Genomic DNA, 15,926 nt, shown 5'->3' with positions numbered 1-15,926 from the left:
TGTCGGGAGAAGAGCGATGTCCGGAGGAGAGACCACGGTGACGACGACGTACGACTTCGACCGGGAGATCGACCGGCGCGGGACCTGGTCGGTCCAGTGGGACGGGATCGCGGACCGCTTCGGCGTCCCCGACCTGCTTCCCTTCACCATCTCCGACATGGACTTCGCCTCCCCGCCGGAGGTCCTCGCGGCCCTGCGCGACCGCGTCGACCACGGCGTCTTCGGCTACACCGACTGGCGGCTCGGCGAGTTCCGCGAGGCGATACGCCACTGGTACGCCACCCGGTACGGGGCCGAGATCGACCCGGACACCCTGGTGTACGCGCCCTCCGTGCTCAACCAGCTCTCCCAGCTCCTGCGGATGTGGACCCGACCCGGGGACGGAGTCGTCGTCCACACCCCCACGTACGACGGCTTCGGCAAGGCCGTCACCGGGCTCGGACGCGAGCTGCGCGGCGTCCCGGTCGGTGACACCGAGGCCCTCGAACGGGAGCTGGCCCGGCCGGACAGCAAGGTCCTGCTGCTCTGCTCCCCGCACAACCCGACCGGCCGGGTGTGGACGGAGGACGAGCTCCGGGAGTTCGCCGCGCTCGCCGAGCGCCACGGCGCGGCCGTCGTCAGCGACGAGATCCACGCCGACCTGACCACCGAGGGCCACCGCCACATCCCGTGGACCAGGATCGCCGAGCGCGGCCGGGGCCACCGCTGGGCGCTGGTCACCTCGGCCACCAAGGCCTTCAACTTCCCCGCGCTCTCCGGCTCGTACGGGATCATCGGCGACCCCGACGAGCGCGCGGCCTTCGTCCGGCGCATGGAGACCGGGGAGGGGCTCGCCTCGCCCGCCGTGCTCTCACTGACCGCCCACATCGCCGCGTACCGGCACGGCGCGAACTGGCTGGACGAGCTGCGCGCCTATGTGGCGGGCACGATGACCATGGTCCGTGAGGAGCTCGCGCTCGGCCTTCCCGATCTCCGCTGGGCACCCCCGCAGGCGGGCTACCTGGCCTGGATCGACCTGCGGCCCCTCGGCATCGAGGAGACCCGGCTGCAGGAGGAGCTGATCACCGTCGAGAAGGTCGCGATCATGCCGGGCGGGGTGTACGGCACGCCCGGCTTCGTCCGGCTGAACGTCGGCTGTCGGCGGGAGAAGGCCCAGCGGGGTGTGGCCGCGCTGGTCCGGGCGGCGGGACGGTTGCGCACCGCCTGACACGGGCGTCCCGCGGGCGGCGGACGCCCGCACCGGGGTGCACGGGGTGGCCTCCGCGAGGACCATGGCTGGCATGGGCGAACGTGACGTGCGGATGGCCTCGAGGACCGGGCGATGGATCGTGTTCACGACCGTCCTCGGCTCCGGTATGGCGCTGCTCGACTCCACCGTCGTCAATGTGGCGCTGCCGCACATCGGCGAGGACCTGGGCGCCGACCTGGCCGTTCTCCAGTGGACGGTCAACGCCTACATGCTCACCCTGGCCGGGCTGATCCTGCTCGGCGGATCGCTCGGCGACCGGTTCGGGCGGCGCCGGATCTTCGTGATCGGCGTGGTGTGGTTCGCGCTCGCCTCGCTCCTGTGCGGCCTCGCCCCGAACGCCGGGGTGCTCATCGCCGCCCGCGCCCTCCAGGGCGTGGGCGGGGCGCTGCTCACCCCCGGGTCCCTGGCGCTGATCCAGGCGAGCTTCCACGAGGACGACCGGGCCAGGGCGGTCGGGCTGTGGTCCGGTTTCGGCGGGGTGGGAGCGGCGATCGGGCCGTTCGTGGGCGGCTGGCTGGTGGACGGGCCGGGCTGGCGGTGGGTGTTCCTGCTGAACGTGCCGCTCGCCGCCCTCTGCGTCCCCGTCGCGCTGCGGCACGTCCCCGAATCGCGGGACGAGACCGCGCACGGCCGCTTCGACGTGCTCGGCGCGGTCCTGGGCGCGGCGGCGCTCGCGCTCGTGACGTACGCGCTGATCGGCGAGGCCTGGTGGGCCGGGGCGGCCGGGGTCCTCGTCGGCGCCTGGTTCGTGGTCGTGGAGCGGCGGCGCGGCGAACGCGCGATGGTGCCGCCGTCGATCTTCGCGTCCCGGATGTTCACCGCGGTCAACCTGGTGACGCTGTGCGTGTACGCGGCGTTCGGCGGCTTCTTCTTCCTCGCCGCCCTCCAGCTCCAGGTGGTGGCCGGCTACTCGGCGCTCGGCGCCGGTACGGCCCTGCTGCCCACGACCGTCCTGATGCTGCTGCTCTCGGCGAAGTCCGGGGAGCTGGGGGAGCGGATCGGGCCCCGGATCCCGCTGACGGTGGGGCCGCTGCTGTGCGCCGCGGGCATGCTCCTGATGCTGCGGGTCGGCGAGGACGCCTCGTACGTACGGGACGTGCTGCCGGCGCTGCTGGTGCTCGGGCTCGGGATGACGGCCCTGGTCGCGCCGCTGACCGCGACCGTGCTCGCCTCGGTGGACGTGTCCCGGGCGGGTCTGGCCAGCGGCATCAACAACGCGGCGGCGCGGGCGGCCGGGCTGCTCGCGGTGGCCGCGCTGCCGATGCTCGCCGGGATGGGCCCGGAGGCGTACCTCTCGGCGGAGGAGTTCGGGTCGACGTTCCGGCGGGCGATGCCGATGTGCGCGGGGGTCCTGGTGGTGGGCGCGGCGATCGCGTGGACGACGATGCGGACTCCCGCGGCGGCGGACTGCCACCCGGAGTGCAAGGTGCACTGCGGGGTGACGTCCCCGCCGCTCGACCCGGGCCGGCGGGACGCCTCGGCCTGAGGAGGCCGGGGGGTACGTCCGCCGCAGGGTGTCCGGGGCCCGGGGGGCCGGTGCATCCCTGCCGTTGGGTGCCCGGGCCCCCGAAGCCGGTGCTTCCCCGCCGTGGGGCCTTCGGCAGCCGGGACTGAGGCAGACTGGCCCCATGGCCATGCATGAGAACCTCCTGGGGGGACCGGCCCCCACCCACCTGCCCGACGACCCGGGTCCGCGCGAGCTGCTCGCGAACGGGACGGCGCCGGCGGAAGTCGCCGCGAAGTACCCGACCTCCTCGCTCGCCTGGGCCCAGCTCGCGGACGACGCGTACGAGCGCGGCGCGGTCGTCGAGTCGTACGCCTACGCCCGTACCGGCTACCACCGCGGCCTCGACGCGCTGCGCCGCAACGGCTGGAAGGGCCACGGCCCGGTGCCGTGGGAGCACGAGCCGAACCGCGGCTTCCTGCGCGCCCTGCACTCGCTCGCCCGCGCGGCCGGCGAGATCGGCGAGAAGGACGAGTTCGAGCGCTGCACGACCTTCCTGCGGGACTCCTCGGAGACCGCGGCGGAGACGCTCGGCTGATGTTCCCCGCACCTGCCGAACGCCCTTTCCCTCCGCATGAGGGAAAGGGCGTTCGAAACGCCCGGTACGATCCCCGGGACCGCAGGACCCGAGGGGGGAGTCTGTCGTGGGCAAGCGTGGTGCGACCGCAGGACGGCGGCGAACGGGCAGGAGGCGCAGGTCCGGGCGCCGGCTCGTCCTGCCGACGCTGGCCCTGACGACGGTGGCGCTCGGCGCCGGCGTCGCCCTCGCCCACTTCGACGGCCCGCCCGCCGAGGTCACGGCTGCCCCGGCCATCACCCCCGCGCCGACGGCGACCACCGAGAGCCCGGCACCGGGGAAGACCACTCCCGCCCCCCGGTCCGCGACGGCGAAACCGAAACCGCCGCCGAAACCGAAGGGGACCTCGTCCCCGAAGCCGAAACCGAAGCCGACGCCCAAGCCGACGCCGAAACCGACGTCGGTCCCGGTGAAGCCGCCGACCGTGCCGAAGTCCGGCGCCGGGACCTTCGTCACCGCGCAGGCCACCGGCGCACCCGTCGGCGACAGCGGCGAACTGCGCCGCTACCGGGTCCAGGTCGAGGAGGGCATCGCGCTGTCGGCGCGCGACACGGCCGCCGAGATCCAGCGGATCCTGGCGCATCCGCGCGGCTGGGCCGCGCACGGCCGGGGCCGCTTCCAGCTGGTCTCGGGGGAGGCCGACTTCGTCATCCGGATCGCCACCCCGGACACGGCCGACGCGCTCTGCCTGCAGCAGGGTCTGGACACCCGCGGCGAGCTGAACTGCGAGACCACCGACGGGGTCGTGGTGAACCTCAGGCGGTGGATGCTGGGCTCGCCGACCTTCGCGGGGGAGGCCGCCGAGTACCGGCACCTGATCATCAACCACGAGGTCGGGCACGAGATCGGCATCCGGCAGCACATGGGCTGCCCGGGTCCGGGCAGGCCCGCGCCGGCGATGATGCAGCAGATCAAGGGCCTCGACGGATGTCGGTCGAACGCATTTCCGTATGACGAAGACGGGAGCTACATCACCGGGCCGATCGTGTCATGATGCGCTTGGGACGGCGCGCGACGAAGCCCGCCTCCCGAGGGGACCGGGGCTCCCGTGACGCACGGACGACCGTGCGCACGGTGGAGCAGACCGCTACCCGGTAGTTCGTATCGAGGAGACAGAAATGTCACTCTCCCCGGGTTCTCCCGACTCCGGAGCCGGTTCGGTCGCCAACGACCCGAACCTCGACTTCGCCGGCACGACGCCGTACGAGGACTATGTCCAGGCGGACGTCCTGACCCACCTCCAGCACCTCCGCTCGGACGACCCCGGCGAGATGGTCTTCCTGGTCACCACCCAGGTCATGGAGCTGTGGTTCACGGTCATCGTCCACGAGTGGGAGACCGCGAGCCGCGCCCTGCGCGAGGACCGCGTCCCCGTCGCGATGGACGCGCTCAAGCGCTCCGTGCGCGAGCTGGAGGCCCTCAACCACTCCTGGCGGCCGCTCGCCCAGCTCACCCCCGCCCAGTTCAACGCCTACCGCGCCGCGCTCGGCGAGGGCTCCGGCTTCCAGTCCGCGATGTACCGCCGGATGGAGTTCCTGCTCGGCGAGAAGTCCGCGTCCATGCTCGTCCCGCACCGGGGCGCCCCCCGCGTCCACGCCGAGCTGGAGAAGGCGCTCCACGAGCCGAGCCTGTACGACGAGGTCCTCGGGCTGCTCGCCCGCCGCGGCCTGCCCGTCCCGGCCGCCGTCCTCGGCCGTGACCTCGCGCAGCGGTACGAGCCCTCCGCCGAGGTCGAGGCGGTCTGGGCCGGGATCTACGCGGACGCCGACCAGAACGGCGAACTCGTGCGGCTCGGCGAGGCGCTCAGCGACGTCGCCGAACTGGTCTGGCGATGGCGCAACGACCATCTGGTGGCGACCCGCCGCGCGATGGGCTCGAAGACCGGCACCGGCGGCTCGGCCGGCGTGGCCTGGCTGGAGAAGCGGGCGCAGAAGAACGTCTTCCCGGAGCTCTGGACGGCGCGCAGCCATGTCTGACACCGATGCCATGGCAGACCTCCAGAAGAGGGCCCAGGCCCTCGACACCGCGGACGAACTCGGCAAGCACCGCGAGAAGTTCGCCCTCGACGCCGGGACCGTCTACCTCGACGGCAACTCCCTCGGCGCGCTGCCCGCCCACGTTCCCGCCCGGATGGCCGACGTCATCACCCGCGAGTGGGGCGAGCTCCGCATCCGCTCCTGGGACGAGTCCGGCTGGTGGACCGCGCCCGAGCGGATCGGCGACCGGATCGCCCCGATCGTGGGCGCCGCCCCGGGGCAGGTCGTGGTCGGCGACTCGACCAGCGTGAACGTCTTCAAGGCGGTCGTCGCGGCGGCCCGGCTGAGCGCCGGCGACCGCGACGAGATCCTCGTCGACGCGACGACCTTTCCCACGGACGGGTACATCGCGGAGTCCGCGGCGCGGATGACGGGGCACCGGATCGTGCCCGTCGACCCGGCCGGCATGGCCGCGGCGGCCGGTCCTCGGACGGCCGCCGCGCTCGTCAACCACGTCGACTACCGCACCGGCCGCCGCCACGACCTGCCCGGGATCACGGCCGCGCTGCACGCGGCGGGCGCGCTCGCCGTCTGGGACCTGTGCCACAGCGCGGGCGCCCTGCCGGTCGGCCTGGACGCGCACGGGGTCGACCTGGCCGTGGGCTGCACGTACAAGTACCTGAACGGCGGGCCCGGTTCGCCGGCCTACCTGTACGTCGCCGAGCGCCACCAGGCCGCCTTCGACTCGCCGCTGCCCGGCTGGAACTCGCACACCGACCCGTTCGCCATGACCCCCGGGTACGAGGCGGCCGCGGGCGCCGTACGGGGCCGGGTCGGGACGCCCGACATCCTCTCGATGCTGGCCCTCGAAGCGGCGCTGGACGTCTGGGACGGCGTCGCGATCGAGGACGTACGGGCCAAGTCCCTGGCGCTCACGGACTTCTTCCTGGAGTGCGTGCGCGCGTACGTGCCGGAGGGCCGCGTCACGTCCGTGACGCCCCAGGCGCACGACGAGCGCGGCAGCCAGACCGCGCTCGCCTGCGAGAACGCGCCCGCCGTCATGGCCGAGCTGATCAAGCGCGGTGTCGTCGGGGATCTGCGCCGCCCCGACATCCTGCGGTTCGGCTTCACCCCGCTGTACGTCGGCTTCGCGGACGCGGAGCGGGCGGCGCGGGTGCTCGCGGAGGTCCTGGCGGACCTGCCCGGCTGAGGCCCCGACCGGGTTCCGCGCATCCTCGCGCGGTCTCGTACGGTCCGATGATCGCCCGATCTGCGGGGGCTCCACTCCTGGTACCGTCCCCGCAGGTCAGGCCAATTCGGCCCCGTATCCGAGAGGTTGGAACAGCATGCCGGACCCCGCCGCGCGCGATGCCGCCGAAGAGGCGTCGGCCTTCTCGCACCCGGCCGTCCCCCCGGACGTCTCCGCCGCGTACGGCGACCACCCGGACCAGGTCATCGACTTCTACGCCCCGCGCGGCGGGGGTAACCGGGTGCCGCTCGTCGTCGCCCTGCACGGCGGGGCGTGGCGGGCGCCGTACGACCGGCAGCACCTGACCCCGTTCGTGGACTTCCTGGCCCGGCGCGGCTTCGCCGTGGCGAACGTCGAGTACCGGCGCGGCAGCGACATCCCCCGGCAGGGTGGTGCCACCCCGGTCGCCGGCCGCTGGCCCGAGACCTTCGACGACGTCGCGGCCGCCCTCGACGCCCTGCCCGAACTCGCCGCCGCCCACCTGCCGCAGGCCGACACCGGCCGGATCGTGCTCACCGGCCACTCGGCGGGCGGCCATCTCGCCCTCTGGGCCGCCGCCCGGCACGTCCTGCCCGCCGGCTCCCCGTGGCGACTGCCCGCCCCGCCCGAGCTGCGCGGGGTCGTCGCCCTCGCCCCCATCGCCCACTTCGGACGTGCGGTCGAGCTGGGGGTGTGCGGCGGCGCGGTCACCGAACTGCTCGGCGACCCGTCCTCGTACGAGGCGCGGGCGGCCCACACCGACCCCTCGGTGCTGCTGCCGACCGGGATCGCGACCACCGTCGTCCAGGGCCGTACGGACGTCGACGTGCCGTACGCCGTCGCCGACGCCTACGCCGAGGCGGCCGCGAAGGCGGGCGAGACGGTCGGCGTGACGCTCCTGGAGGAGGTCGGCCACTTCCCCCTGATCGACCCGGCGGCGGACGCGTGCGCGGTGGTGGCGGAGGAGATCGCCCAACTCGCCTGGTGAGCCGGAGCCTGACCCCCGCACCTTCGGGGATCCGGACCCGCGCTCCTCGGGCCGGCGGACGGACGCGCGCCGGGGGCCATAGTCCTCAAGGGGGACCCGGAAGGATCCGCATCGAGCGGGACGACCGGGTTCCCCGCCGCCCGTACCGTGGTGCGGGTGACCCAGACACAGACCCCCGAGACGAGCCGCGCCCCCGAGTTCCACCTGGTCCAGGTCGTCCTCGGCGGCCTGCGGCAGGACCTGTTCCGCGACGCGTCGGCCTACCGGCCGCTCCAGCCCGCCGAGGTGAACCCCAAGGTGGCGCGCTTCCTGCCGAAGACGATACGGCCGCATCTCGGCCTCTTCCCGCACGCTGTCGTCGCGTTCCTCGCCCTGATCGCCTTCGCGATGGGGTACGAGGAGTTCGACACCACCTTCGCCCCGCTGACGCTGTTGGTCGTCTGCACCCCGCCCGCCGTCGTGCTGCTCACCCTGGTGCGGCCGGTCCTCGCCTTCTGGGCCTCGCTCGCCAGCGCGCCCGTCATCGGCTACCTCACCGGCTACGACGCCGGCTGGCCCTGGTCGCACATCACGTTCTTCTCCCACCTCGCGGTCCTCGGCGTGGTCGCCGCCCGCTCCCGGCCCCGCGCCTCGGCGTGGATGTGGCTCGTGACGGCCGGCTTCTGCCTCTTCACGGAGATGTTCCTCGGGAGGGGATACAACTCCGACGCCGTCCCGCTGCTCTTCGTCGCCGCCCTGGTCCTCCTCGCCGTGACCGTCCTCCAGGTCCGCCGCCAGGCCGACCGCGAGGTCACCGCCCAGCAGACCGTCACCGCCCAGGAGCGCTCGAAGCGGACCCTGCTGGAGGAGCGCACCACCATCGCCCGCGAGCTCCACGACGTCGTCGCCCACCACATGTCGGTCGTCGCCATCCAGGCCGAGGCCGCCCCGTACCGGGTCGAGAACCCGCCGCCGGAGCTGGAGCAGGCCTTCCTCACCATCCGCGAGAACGCGGTCGCCGCACTCACCGAGCTGCGCCGCATCCTCGGTGTCGTCCGCGCCGAGGACTACGAGGCCCCCGACGCCCCGCAGCCGACCCTCGCCGACCTCGACTCGCTCGTCCGCAACGTCCAGGACGCCGGGCTCGTCGTCGAGAAGACCGTGACCGGCGCCGTGCGCGAGCTGCCGCAGGGCGTGGAGCTCTCCGCGTACCGCATCGTCCAGGAGGCCCTGTCGAACGTGCTGCGGCACGCGCCGGGCGCCGCCGCGAAGGTCGAGGTCAGCTATGTCCTCGGCGGTCTGGGCCTGCGCATCGCCAACGGCCCGGCCCGCGGCCTCGTGAAGCCTTCGCCGGGCGCCGGCCACGGCATCACCGGCATGCGGGAGCGTGTGACGATGCTGGGCGGGGAGATGACGGCCGAGGTCACCGAGGACGGTGGCTACGAGGTGACGGCCTTCGTCCCCGTGAGCCGTGAGGAGAGTGACCAGTGATCCGCGTGCTGATCGTCGACGACCAGATGATGGTCCGCGAGGGCTTCTCGGTGCTGCTCGGCGCGATGCCGGACATCGAGGTCGTCGGCGAGGCCGTCAACGGCCGGGAGGCCGTCACCCAGGTCGCCGCCCTCCACCCCGACGTGGTCCTCATGGACATCCGGATGCCCGAGCTGAACGGCATCGACGCCACCCGGGAGATCGTCGCCGCCGACGCGGACGCGAAGGTGCTCGTCCTGACCACCTTCGACCTCGACGAGTACGTCTACCAGGCGCTGCGCGCCGGCGCCTCCGGCTTCCTGCTCAAGGACGCCTCCGCCCGGCAGCTCGCCGAGGGGGTGCGGGTCGTCGCGGCCGGCGAGGCGCTGCTCGCGCCGACCGTCACCCGGCGGCTGATCACCGAGTTCGCGAAGGCGCCGGGGAGCTCTCCGCGCCCGCCGGCGATGGCGCAGATCGGGGAGCTGACGGAGCGCGAGACGGAGGTCCTGGTGCTCATCGCGCAGGGTCTGTCGAACTCCGAGATCGCCGAGCACCTGGTCGTCGCCGAGTCGACCATCAAGACCCATGTGAGCCGCATCCTGGTGAAGCTGGGGCTGCGGGACCGCACGCAGGCGGCGGTGTTCGCGTACGAGGCGGGCCTGGTGCGCGTCGGCGGTTAGGGCCTGGCCGGGCGGATCGCGGCCGGGGCCCTGATCCGCCGGACAGGCCCTGGAACGGGTTCGGGCGTGCGGGTAGCGTCCGGTCATGGACGCTGTCGAGGCCGTTTACGACCCCTTCTCCCCGGAGTTCGTCGCCGATCCGTACCCCGCCTACGCCGCACTGCGGGCGGCGGGCCGCGCCCACTGGCACGGCCCGACCCGCCAGTGGCTGATCCCGCACCACGAGGACGTGTCCGCGCTCCTCAGGGACCGCCGGCTCGGCCGGACGTACACTCACCGCTTCACCCACGAGGAGTTCGGGCGGGAGGCGCCGGACGCGGCGTACGAGCCCTTCCACACGCTCAACGACCACGGGCTGCTCGATCTGGAGGCGGCCGACCACAGCCGCATCCGGCGCCTGGTGTCGAAGGCGTTCACGCCGAGGACGGTCGAGAACCTGGCGCCGGCGGTACGGCGGCTCGCCGCCGATCTGGTGGGGGATCTGGTGGCGGCGGGCGGCGGCGACCTCCAGGCGGCGGTCGCCGAACCGCTGCCGGTCGCGGTGATCGCCCGGATGCTGGGCGTTCCCGAGGACGACGAGGAGCGGGGGCGGCTGCGGCCCTGGTCGGCGGCGATCTGCGGGATGTTCGAGCTGAACCCCTCGGAGGAGACGGCCCGGCGGGCGGTCGAGGCCTCCGTCGAGTTCTCGGGCTATCTGCGGGAGCTGATCGCGCGGCGGCGGAAGAGCCCGGGGGACGATCTGATCTCGGCGCTCGTCGGGGTGGGGGAGCTGACGGAGCAGGAGATGATCTCCACCTGCGTCCTGCTCCTGAACGCGGGCCACGAGGCCACCGTGAACACCACGGTCAACGGCTGGTGGACCCTCCTGAAGCACGGCGTCCGTCCGGATCCCGAAAAGTTGTCCACAGCTGTGGAAGAACTTCTGCGTTACGACACCCCGCTCCAGATGTTCGAGCGCTGGGTCCTCGACGACATCGAGATCGGCGGCCAGGTCATCCCGCGCGGCTCCGAGGTCGCGCTCCTCTTCGGCTCGGCCAACCGCGACCCGGCCCGCTTCGGCCCGACGGCCGACGCACTCGACCTCACCCGGGCCGACAACCCGCACATCACCTTCGGGGCGGGCATCCACTACTGTCTCGGCGCGCCGCTCGCCCGCCTCGAACTGACCGCGGTCTTCGGCGAGTTGCTCCGCCAGGCGCCGAACCTGCGGCTCGCGGCGGAGCCCGTGTGGAAGCCGGGGTACGTGATCCGGGGCTTCGAGGAGCTGCTCGTGGAGGTGTGAGCACCGCGGACGCGGACCTGATGGGGTCCAGGCCGTCTCCGGGCCCGGGAGGCAGGTGCCCGAAGGGGGAGAGGTTCAGGGCCGCCTGCGGCAGGCTGGGGATCATGGACCGCTGGGCGGTCTACAGGGCGGCCCGGGGGGCCGAGTCCTCCTCCTGACGGGCCGGAGCGTCCACGGCCGGGGCGTCCACGGGCGGGCTGTCCGCGGCCGGGGCGTCCATGTGCGGGGCGAGCCGGGCGAGGAGCGCGGCGCCCTCCACCCCTCCGGCCGGCTGGTACGGCCCCGCCGGCCACAGCGCGCGCTCCTCGAACCGCGGGACGACGAACGGCAGCCCACCGGCGGAGAAGTCGCGCCAGCCGCGCAGCTCGACGGTCCCGGTGGGCTCCGACGGCAGTCCGAGCCACGGGTGCTTGGCGGTGCCGGGCGCCAGCAGCGGCAGAAGCCCCTCGGGCAGGTCGTGCGGCCCGCCCTGGGCGGGGAAGGCGACCAGGACGGGAACCCCGTCCCGCGGGTCGTGGAGCAGGACGTACCGCCGCGGGACCGGTACGGGGGAGTGCGCGGCCCGCGCCATCAGGCGGACCGCGGGAATCCCGCGGGTCAGCAGCTGGTGGCCGGAGTACGCGAGTGCCGCGACCCCCACGATCGCCACCAGGAACAGCTTCATCAGGCCGCTCCCCTCGGGCCGGATGACCGCCGCCAGGGCCGCCGCCGCGCAGAGGGCCAGCGCCCCGAGGACCCGGCCGGCCCCGGAGGCCCGCCGCAGGCTCCGCACGCGCCACCACGGCACCTCGCGGACGTCCGCCTCCGGCCGCCGATCCCGGTTCCGGGGCCGCACCGGCGTCTGGTTCCGTGCCACGGCCTGCCGCCCGGCGTGGGCCGCGAGCCGCGCGTACGTCGGGGCGCCGGACGTGTCCGGCTCGGGCGGCCTGACCAGACTCACGCGGGGGCCGGGAACGGTGGTCGGGACCGGGCCGGGGACCCGCACCTCCGGAACCCTCACCTCCGGCTGGACCGGGTTCGCCCGGGCGAGGAGGCCCGTCCGCGCGGCCTGCTCCACGATCCGCCGTCGCGCCCGCCGGTGCTTCACCGGCCTGGTCCAGATCAGCGCCCCGCCGCCGGGCGGCGCGAGCACCCCGCCCCTGGTCGGGTCCCCGCACCACCACATCACCCCGTCGGGGCCCGGCCGCAGCGGCTCGTACCGATGGCGCATCGCGACCACCTCCAGCGCCCACAGCCCGTCCCCGGCCGGGGACCGCAGCACGACGGCCTCGGTGCTCCGCATGCTCCGCACGGCGACCGCGGCATGCGCCGACCAGGGCCCGGAGCCGAGCACGCGCCTCATCCGGCGGGCCAGCGCCCAGGACCCGGCACCGGCGCCGGCCACGAGCACGCCCAGGGCGACGAGCGCGCCGATCAGATCGTCCGCCCAGGGCTCCCCGGGTGCCACGAGCGCGACCCCCGCGGCGGGGACGAACAGGACGCACCCGCCCGTCATCACCCCGCTCGCTCTTCGCCCGTACCGGTCCAGAGCCTTCGCCGTCTCCGGCAGGTCCGACGCCCGTCCCATCCCGCATCCCCCGTCGCGCGTTCCGTCCACCCCGCGCGTGACGTTAGTCCGCCGCCGTGCCCCGGCACCACTCCTGGCGGTGCCGGTACCGGCCGGAGCGGTGCCGGCCCGGCCCAGCTCCGGCCCGGCTCCGCTCCGGGCCGGCGTCAGCCCCTGGGCAGCGTCAGCCCCCACGCCTCCCCCAGGACCGTCCAGGTCCGGCGGCGGACCGGTCCCGAGACGCGGCCGTCCGCGCGGTACCGGAAGTCCGGGCCCGAGACGGTGAGGACGCGGGCGGTCGTGTGCCGGGGCGGGGCGGCCGAGGGATGGACGACCACCTCGGCCGCACCGGCGACCGAGCGGACCGTGAGGCTCTCCAGCGGGGTGTCGACATCGGTGAGCAGCACCCCGTCCGCCTCCACCCGCAGCCGGTGGGCGCGGACCGCGAGGGCCGTCGGGGCCGGGCGGACCAGCGTGCGGACGAGGGAGCGGCAGGTGCCCCAGACGGTCGCGGACGCCGGGGCGAGGGCGGGTGAGGCCGGCACTTCGAGGTCGCCGAGGACGACGCCGTCGCTGTCGTCGACCAGCAGGTCGAGGCGGCGTACGGTCCCGTCGAGGACGGCGCGGGCGGCCGCCGGGGTGGAGCGCGGCACGCCGAGGGCGTGGGCGAGTTCCAGGGCGTCAGGGGCGCCGATCGGGACGAGGGAGAGGGCGCCCGCGGCGAGCTCCCGCTCACGGTGGAGGAGGGCCACCGTACGCAGCAGCGCGCGGTCGTCGCCGAGCACCACGGGGCGGCGGGAGCCGCGCCTGGCCAGGGCGCGGACGAATTCCTCCGGGCTGTCCGGCAGGCAGATCTTCGCCTCCGCGCCCGCGGACAGCACATCTTTCGCGATCCGTACGGACTCGCCGTCACTTCGGCGGGCGACCGGGTCGACGATGACCAGCAGCTGGTCGTGATCCGACACCTCGGTCCTTCCTCGGGTAGCATCTTTGTGCAAGAGCCCCTTGCGCTATTGCGCCAGGGGCTTCGTCTATTCCGGGGCACACCGGTGAGGCGGCCTCGGCCCCTGACCTTGGACATGCCCCACCCGGAAGGGGTGTACGCCTGTGCCCGCACTTGTGCTGCTCGGTGCTCAGTGGGGTGACGAGGGCAAGGGAAAGGCCACCGATCTCCTCGGTGGATCCGTTGACTATGTAGTGCGCTACCAGGGCGGCAACAACGCCGGCCACACCGTCGTCGTCGGCGACCAGAAGTACGCGCTGCATCTTCTCCCTTCCGGAATCCTCTCGCCGGGGTGCACCCCGGTGATCGGAAACGGTGTCGTCGTCGACCCGGCGGTCCTGCTCTCCGAGCTGAGTGGACTGAACGAGCGCGGCGTCGACACGTCGAAGCTCCTGATCAGTGGCAACGCCCATCTGATCACCCCGTACAACGTCACCCTCGACAAGGTGACGGAACGGTTCCTCGGCAAGCGCAAGATCGGCACCACGGGTCGCGGCATCGGCCCGACCTACGCCGACAAGATCAACCGCGTCGGCATCCGGGTCCAGGACCTGTACGACGAGTCGATCCTCACCCAGAAGGTCGAGGCGGCGCTGGAGGGCAAGAACCAGCTCCTCGCCAAGCTCTACAACCGCCGTGCCATCGACGCGGAGCAGATCGTCGAGGAGATGCTCCAGTACGCGGAGCAGATCAAGCCGTTCGTCGCGGACACCACGCTCATCCTGAACAACGCGCTCGACGAGGACAAGGTCGTCCTGTTCGAGGGCGGCCAGGGCACGCTGCTCGACGTCGACCACGGCACGTACCCCTTCGTCACCTCCTCGAACCCGACCGCGGGCGGCGCCTGCACCGGCGCCGGCGTGGGCCCGACGAAGATCAGCCGGGTCATCGGCATCCTCAAGGCGTACACGACCCGTGTCGGCGCCGGCCCGTTCCCGACGGAGCTCTTCGACGCGGACGGCGAGGCGCTGCGCCGCATCGGCGGCGAGCGCGGTGTCACCACCGGCCGTGACCGCCGCTGCGGCTGGTTCGACGCGGTGATCGCGCGCTACGCGACCCGGGTCAACGGCCTGACGGACTTCTTCCTCACCAAGCTCGACGTGCTGACGGGCTGGGAGCAGATCCCGGTCTGCGTCGCGTACGAGATCGACGGCAAGCGCGTCGAGGAGCTGCCGTACTCGCAGACCGACTTCCACCACGCGAAGCCGATCTACGAGATGCTGCCGGGCTGGTCCGAGGACATCACCAAGGCGAAGACCTTCGACGACCTGCCGAAGAACGCGCAGGCGTACGTGAAGGCGCTGGAGGAGATGTCGGGCGCACCGATCTCCGCGATCGGCGTGGGCCCCGGCCGCACCGAGACGATCGAGATCAACTCGTTCCTGTAGCGATACGAGTGGTGGGCACCCGTTCCGCTGGGGCGGGACGGGTGGGCACGACGGACGGCGCCCCCTGCCGGGCCCGGGCTTTGTAGCCTGGACCGGCAGGGGGCGCTGTCGTGCCCCCGACGGGGCGGCGACGCTACGCGTCCAGCTTCGTGTCGCGGCCGACCTTCTCCCAGGTCCTGAGGTCGTCCCGCACCTGGTCCAAGTGCCCCAGGATCGTGTCGATCGAGTCGTCCCCCAGGGCCAGCCGCAGCGGCGTCTCGTCCGCGTTCAGCGCGGCCAGCACCGCCGCCGCCGCCTTCGCCGGGTCGCCCCCCTGCAGGCCCCCGCCCGTCTCCACGAACGCGCGGGTCGCGCCCACCGTCTCCGTGTAGTCCGCGATGCCGTCGCCGCTCAGGCTGTGGTTGCCGAAGAGGCTCGTGCGGAAGGCGCCCGGTTCGACGATCAGGACGTCGATGCCCAGCGGCCGTACCTCCGCGGCGAGCGCCTCCGACATGCCCTCCAGGGCGAACTTCGTCGCGCTGTACGCGCCGAAGCCGGCCATCGACATCTGGCCGCCGACGCTGCTGAGCTGCACGATCGCGCCCGAGCGGCGGGCCCGCATGTGGGGCAGGACCGCGCGGGCCAGCGCCGCGGGGCCGAAGACGTGGACGTCGAAGAGGGAGCGCAGCTCGGCGTCGGAGGTCTCCTCGACCGAACCGACGTGTGTGCGGCCCGCGTTGTTGACGAGGACGTCGATGCGGCCGTGGCGCTCGGCGACCTCCGCGACGACCGTGTCGACGGCCGCCGTGTCGGTGACGTCGAGCGCGACCGGGTCGACCTGGTCGGGGTGGGCCGCGACCAGGTCGTCCAGGGTCTCGGTGCGGCGGGCCGCGGCGACCACGATGTCGCCGGCCGCGATCGCCGCCTCGGCGAAGGCGCGTCCGAAACCGCTGTTGGCGCCCGTGATCAGCCAGACCTTGCTCATGGGGATCCCTCTTCCTCTTGCTCGTTCCCGTTCTCGTTCTCGACTTCGCTTCCGCGACTCGACCAGCCTGTGTCACCGGGCCGTTGCCGGTC

The 15,926-nt window shown here is 73.5% G+C and carries 14 protein-coding genes; 11 read left to right on the top strand and 3 right to left on the bottom strand.

Annotated elements, in window-relative coordinates:
* The first annotated feature begins 16 nt into the window (after nt 1-16).
* The 10 genes from ACIP84_RS11750 to ACIP84_RS11705 all read left to right on the top strand — a co-directional run bounded on the left by ACIP84_RS11750 (nt 17) and on the right by ACIP84_RS11705 (nt 10,933).
* Nucleotides 17-1,207, top strand: coding sequence for a MalY/PatB family protein (locus ACIP84_RS11750; protein WP_401797487.1), 1,191 nt, complete (start codon nt 17-19; stop codon nt 1,205-1,207).
* Between the two features lie 73 nt (nt 1,208-1,280).
* The gene (locus tag ACIP84_RS11745) at nt 1,281-2,735 is read left to right on the top strand and encodes an MFS transporter (protein WP_355964247.1); all 1,455 of its coding nucleotides are present in this window, start codon (nt 1,281-1,283) and stop codon (nt 2,733-2,735) included.
* Nucleotides 2,736-2,877: 142 nt separating this feature from the next.
* A complete protein-coding gene (locus ACIP84_RS11740) occupies nt 2,878-3,291 on the top strand; it encodes a DUF3151 domain-containing protein (protein WP_319315868.1) in 414 nt (137 codons plus the stop codon).
* Nucleotides 3,292-3,397: 106 nt separating this feature from the next.
* A complete protein-coding gene (locus ACIP84_RS11735; RefSeq protein WP_401797483.1) occupies nt 3,398-4,324 on the top strand; it encodes a DUF3152 domain-containing protein in 927 nt (308 codons plus the stop codon).
* A gap of 124 nt (nt 4,325-4,448) precedes the next feature.
* Nucleotides 4,449-5,306, top strand: coding sequence for a tryptophan 2,3-dioxygenase (locus ACIP84_RS11730; RefSeq protein ID WP_355964245.1), 858 nt, complete (start codon nt 4,449-4,451; stop codon nt 5,304-5,306).
* A 10-nt stretch (nt 5,307-5,316) separates the two neighbouring features.
* Nucleotides 5,317-6,516 carry a kynureninase gene (gene kynU / locus ACIP84_RS11725; protein WP_401797971.1) on the top strand — a complete coding sequence of 400 codons (1,200 nt, stop codon included), beginning with the start codon at nt 5,317-5,319 and terminating at the stop codon, nt 6,514-6,516.
* A 136-nt stretch (nt 6,517-6,652) separates the two neighbouring features.
* Nucleotides 6,653-7,522 (top strand): alpha/beta hydrolase, encoded by an 870-nt coding sequence (locus tag ACIP84_RS11720; protein ID WP_401797480.1) that lies wholly within the window; start codon nt 6,653-6,655, stop codon nt 7,520-7,522.
* Nucleotides 7,523-7,669: 147 nt separating this feature from the next.
* On the top strand, nt 7,670-8,992 hold the full coding sequence (locus tag ACIP84_RS11715) for a histidine kinase (protein ID WP_355964243.1): 1,323 nt from the start codon (nt 7,670-7,672) through the stop codon (nt 8,990-8,992).
* The gene (locus tag ACIP84_RS11710; protein WP_355964242.1) at nt 8,989-9,651 is read left to right on the top strand and encodes a response regulator transcription factor; all 663 of its coding nucleotides are present in this window, start codon (nt 8,989-8,991) and stop codon (nt 9,649-9,651) included. Before ACIP84_RS11715 ends, ACIP84_RS11710 begins: the two co-directional genes overlap by 4 nt.
* Before the next feature lie 85 nt (nt 9,652-9,736).
* A complete protein-coding gene (locus ACIP84_RS11705; RefSeq protein ID WP_401797476.1) occupies nt 9,737-10,933 on the top strand; it encodes a cytochrome P450 in 1,197 nt (398 codons plus the stop codon).
* A 121-nt stretch (nt 10,934-11,054) separates the two neighbouring features.
* On the opposite strand, the gene ACIP84_RS11700 is transcribed toward ACIP84_RS11705, so the two are convergent.
* Both ACIP84_RS11700 and ACIP84_RS11695 read right to left on the bottom strand, forming a co-directional pair.
* Nucleotides 11,055-12,500 (bottom strand): hypothetical protein, encoded by a 1,446-nt coding sequence (locus ACIP84_RS11700; RefSeq protein WP_401797474.1) that lies wholly within the window; start codon nt 12,498-12,500, stop codon nt 11,055-11,057.
* Between the two features lie 146 nt (nt 12,501-12,646).
* Entirely contained in the window at nt 12,647-13,444 is a 798-nt protein-coding gene (locus ACIP84_RS11695; protein WP_355964239.1) for a diacylglycerol kinase, read from the bottom strand.
* Between the two features lie 142 nt (nt 13,445-13,586).
* Here ACIP84_RS11695 and ACIP84_RS11690 point away from each other — a divergent pair, with 142 nt between their 5' ends.
* Complete coding sequence (locus tag ACIP84_RS11690; RefSeq protein WP_355964238.1) at nt 13,587-14,870, top strand: adenylosuccinate synthase; 1,284 nt, start codon at nt 13,587-13,589, stop codon at nt 14,868-14,870.
* 133 nt (nt 14,871-15,003) lie between these two features.
* Here the strand turns inward: ACIP84_RS11690 and ACIP84_RS11685 are convergent, their stop codons facing one another.
* Complete coding sequence (locus ACIP84_RS11685) at nt 15,004-15,834, bottom strand: oxidoreductase (protein WP_401797470.1); 831 nt, start codon at nt 15,832-15,834, stop codon at nt 15,004-15,006.
* Nucleotides 15,835-15,926: the final 92 nt, after the last annotated feature.

The organism is Streptomyces sp. NPDC088707, assembly GCF_044752725.1.
Taxonomy (GTDB): Bacteria; Actinomycetota; Actinomycetes; order Streptomycetales; family Streptomycetaceae; genus Streptomyces.
The sequence above is the reverse complement of the archived record's forward strand: the minus strand, read 5'-3'. Positions and strand labels throughout refer to the sequence as shown.

Coding starts and splice junctions, on each gene's coding strand:
- ACIP84_RS11750 (WP_401797487.1), top strand. CDS start 17: ATGTCCGGAGGAGAGACCACGGTGACGACGACGTACGACTTCGACCGG.
- ACIP84_RS11745 (WP_355964247.1), top strand. CDS start 1,281: ATGGGCGAACGTGACGTGCGGATGGCCTCGAGGACCGGGCGATGGATC.
- ACIP84_RS11740 (WP_319315868.1), top strand. CDS start 2,878: ATGGCCATGCATGAGAACCTCCTGGGGGGACCGGCCCCCACCCACCTG.
- ACIP84_RS11730 (WP_355964245.1), top strand. CDS start 4,449: ATGTCACTCTCCCCGGGTTCTCCCGACTCCGGAGCCGGTTCGGTCGCC.
- kynU (WP_401797971.1), top strand. CDS start 5,317: ATGGCAGACCTCCAGAAGAGGGCCCAGGCCCTCGACACCGCGGACGAA.
- ACIP84_RS11720 (WP_401797480.1), top strand. CDS start 6,653: ATGCCGGACCCCGCCGCGCGCGATGCCGCCGAAGAGGCGTCGGCCTTC.
- ACIP84_RS11705 (WP_401797476.1), top strand. CDS start 9,737: ATGGACGCTGTCGAGGCCGTTTACGACCCCTTCTCCCCGGAGTTCGTC.
- ACIP84_RS11700 (WP_401797474.1), bottom strand. CDS start 12,500: ATGGGACGGGCGTCGGACCTGCCGGAGACGGCGAAGGCTCTGGACCGG.
- ACIP84_RS11685 (WP_401797470.1), bottom strand. CDS start 15,834: ATGAGCAAGGTCTGGCTGATCACGGGCGCCAACAGCGGTTTCGGACGC.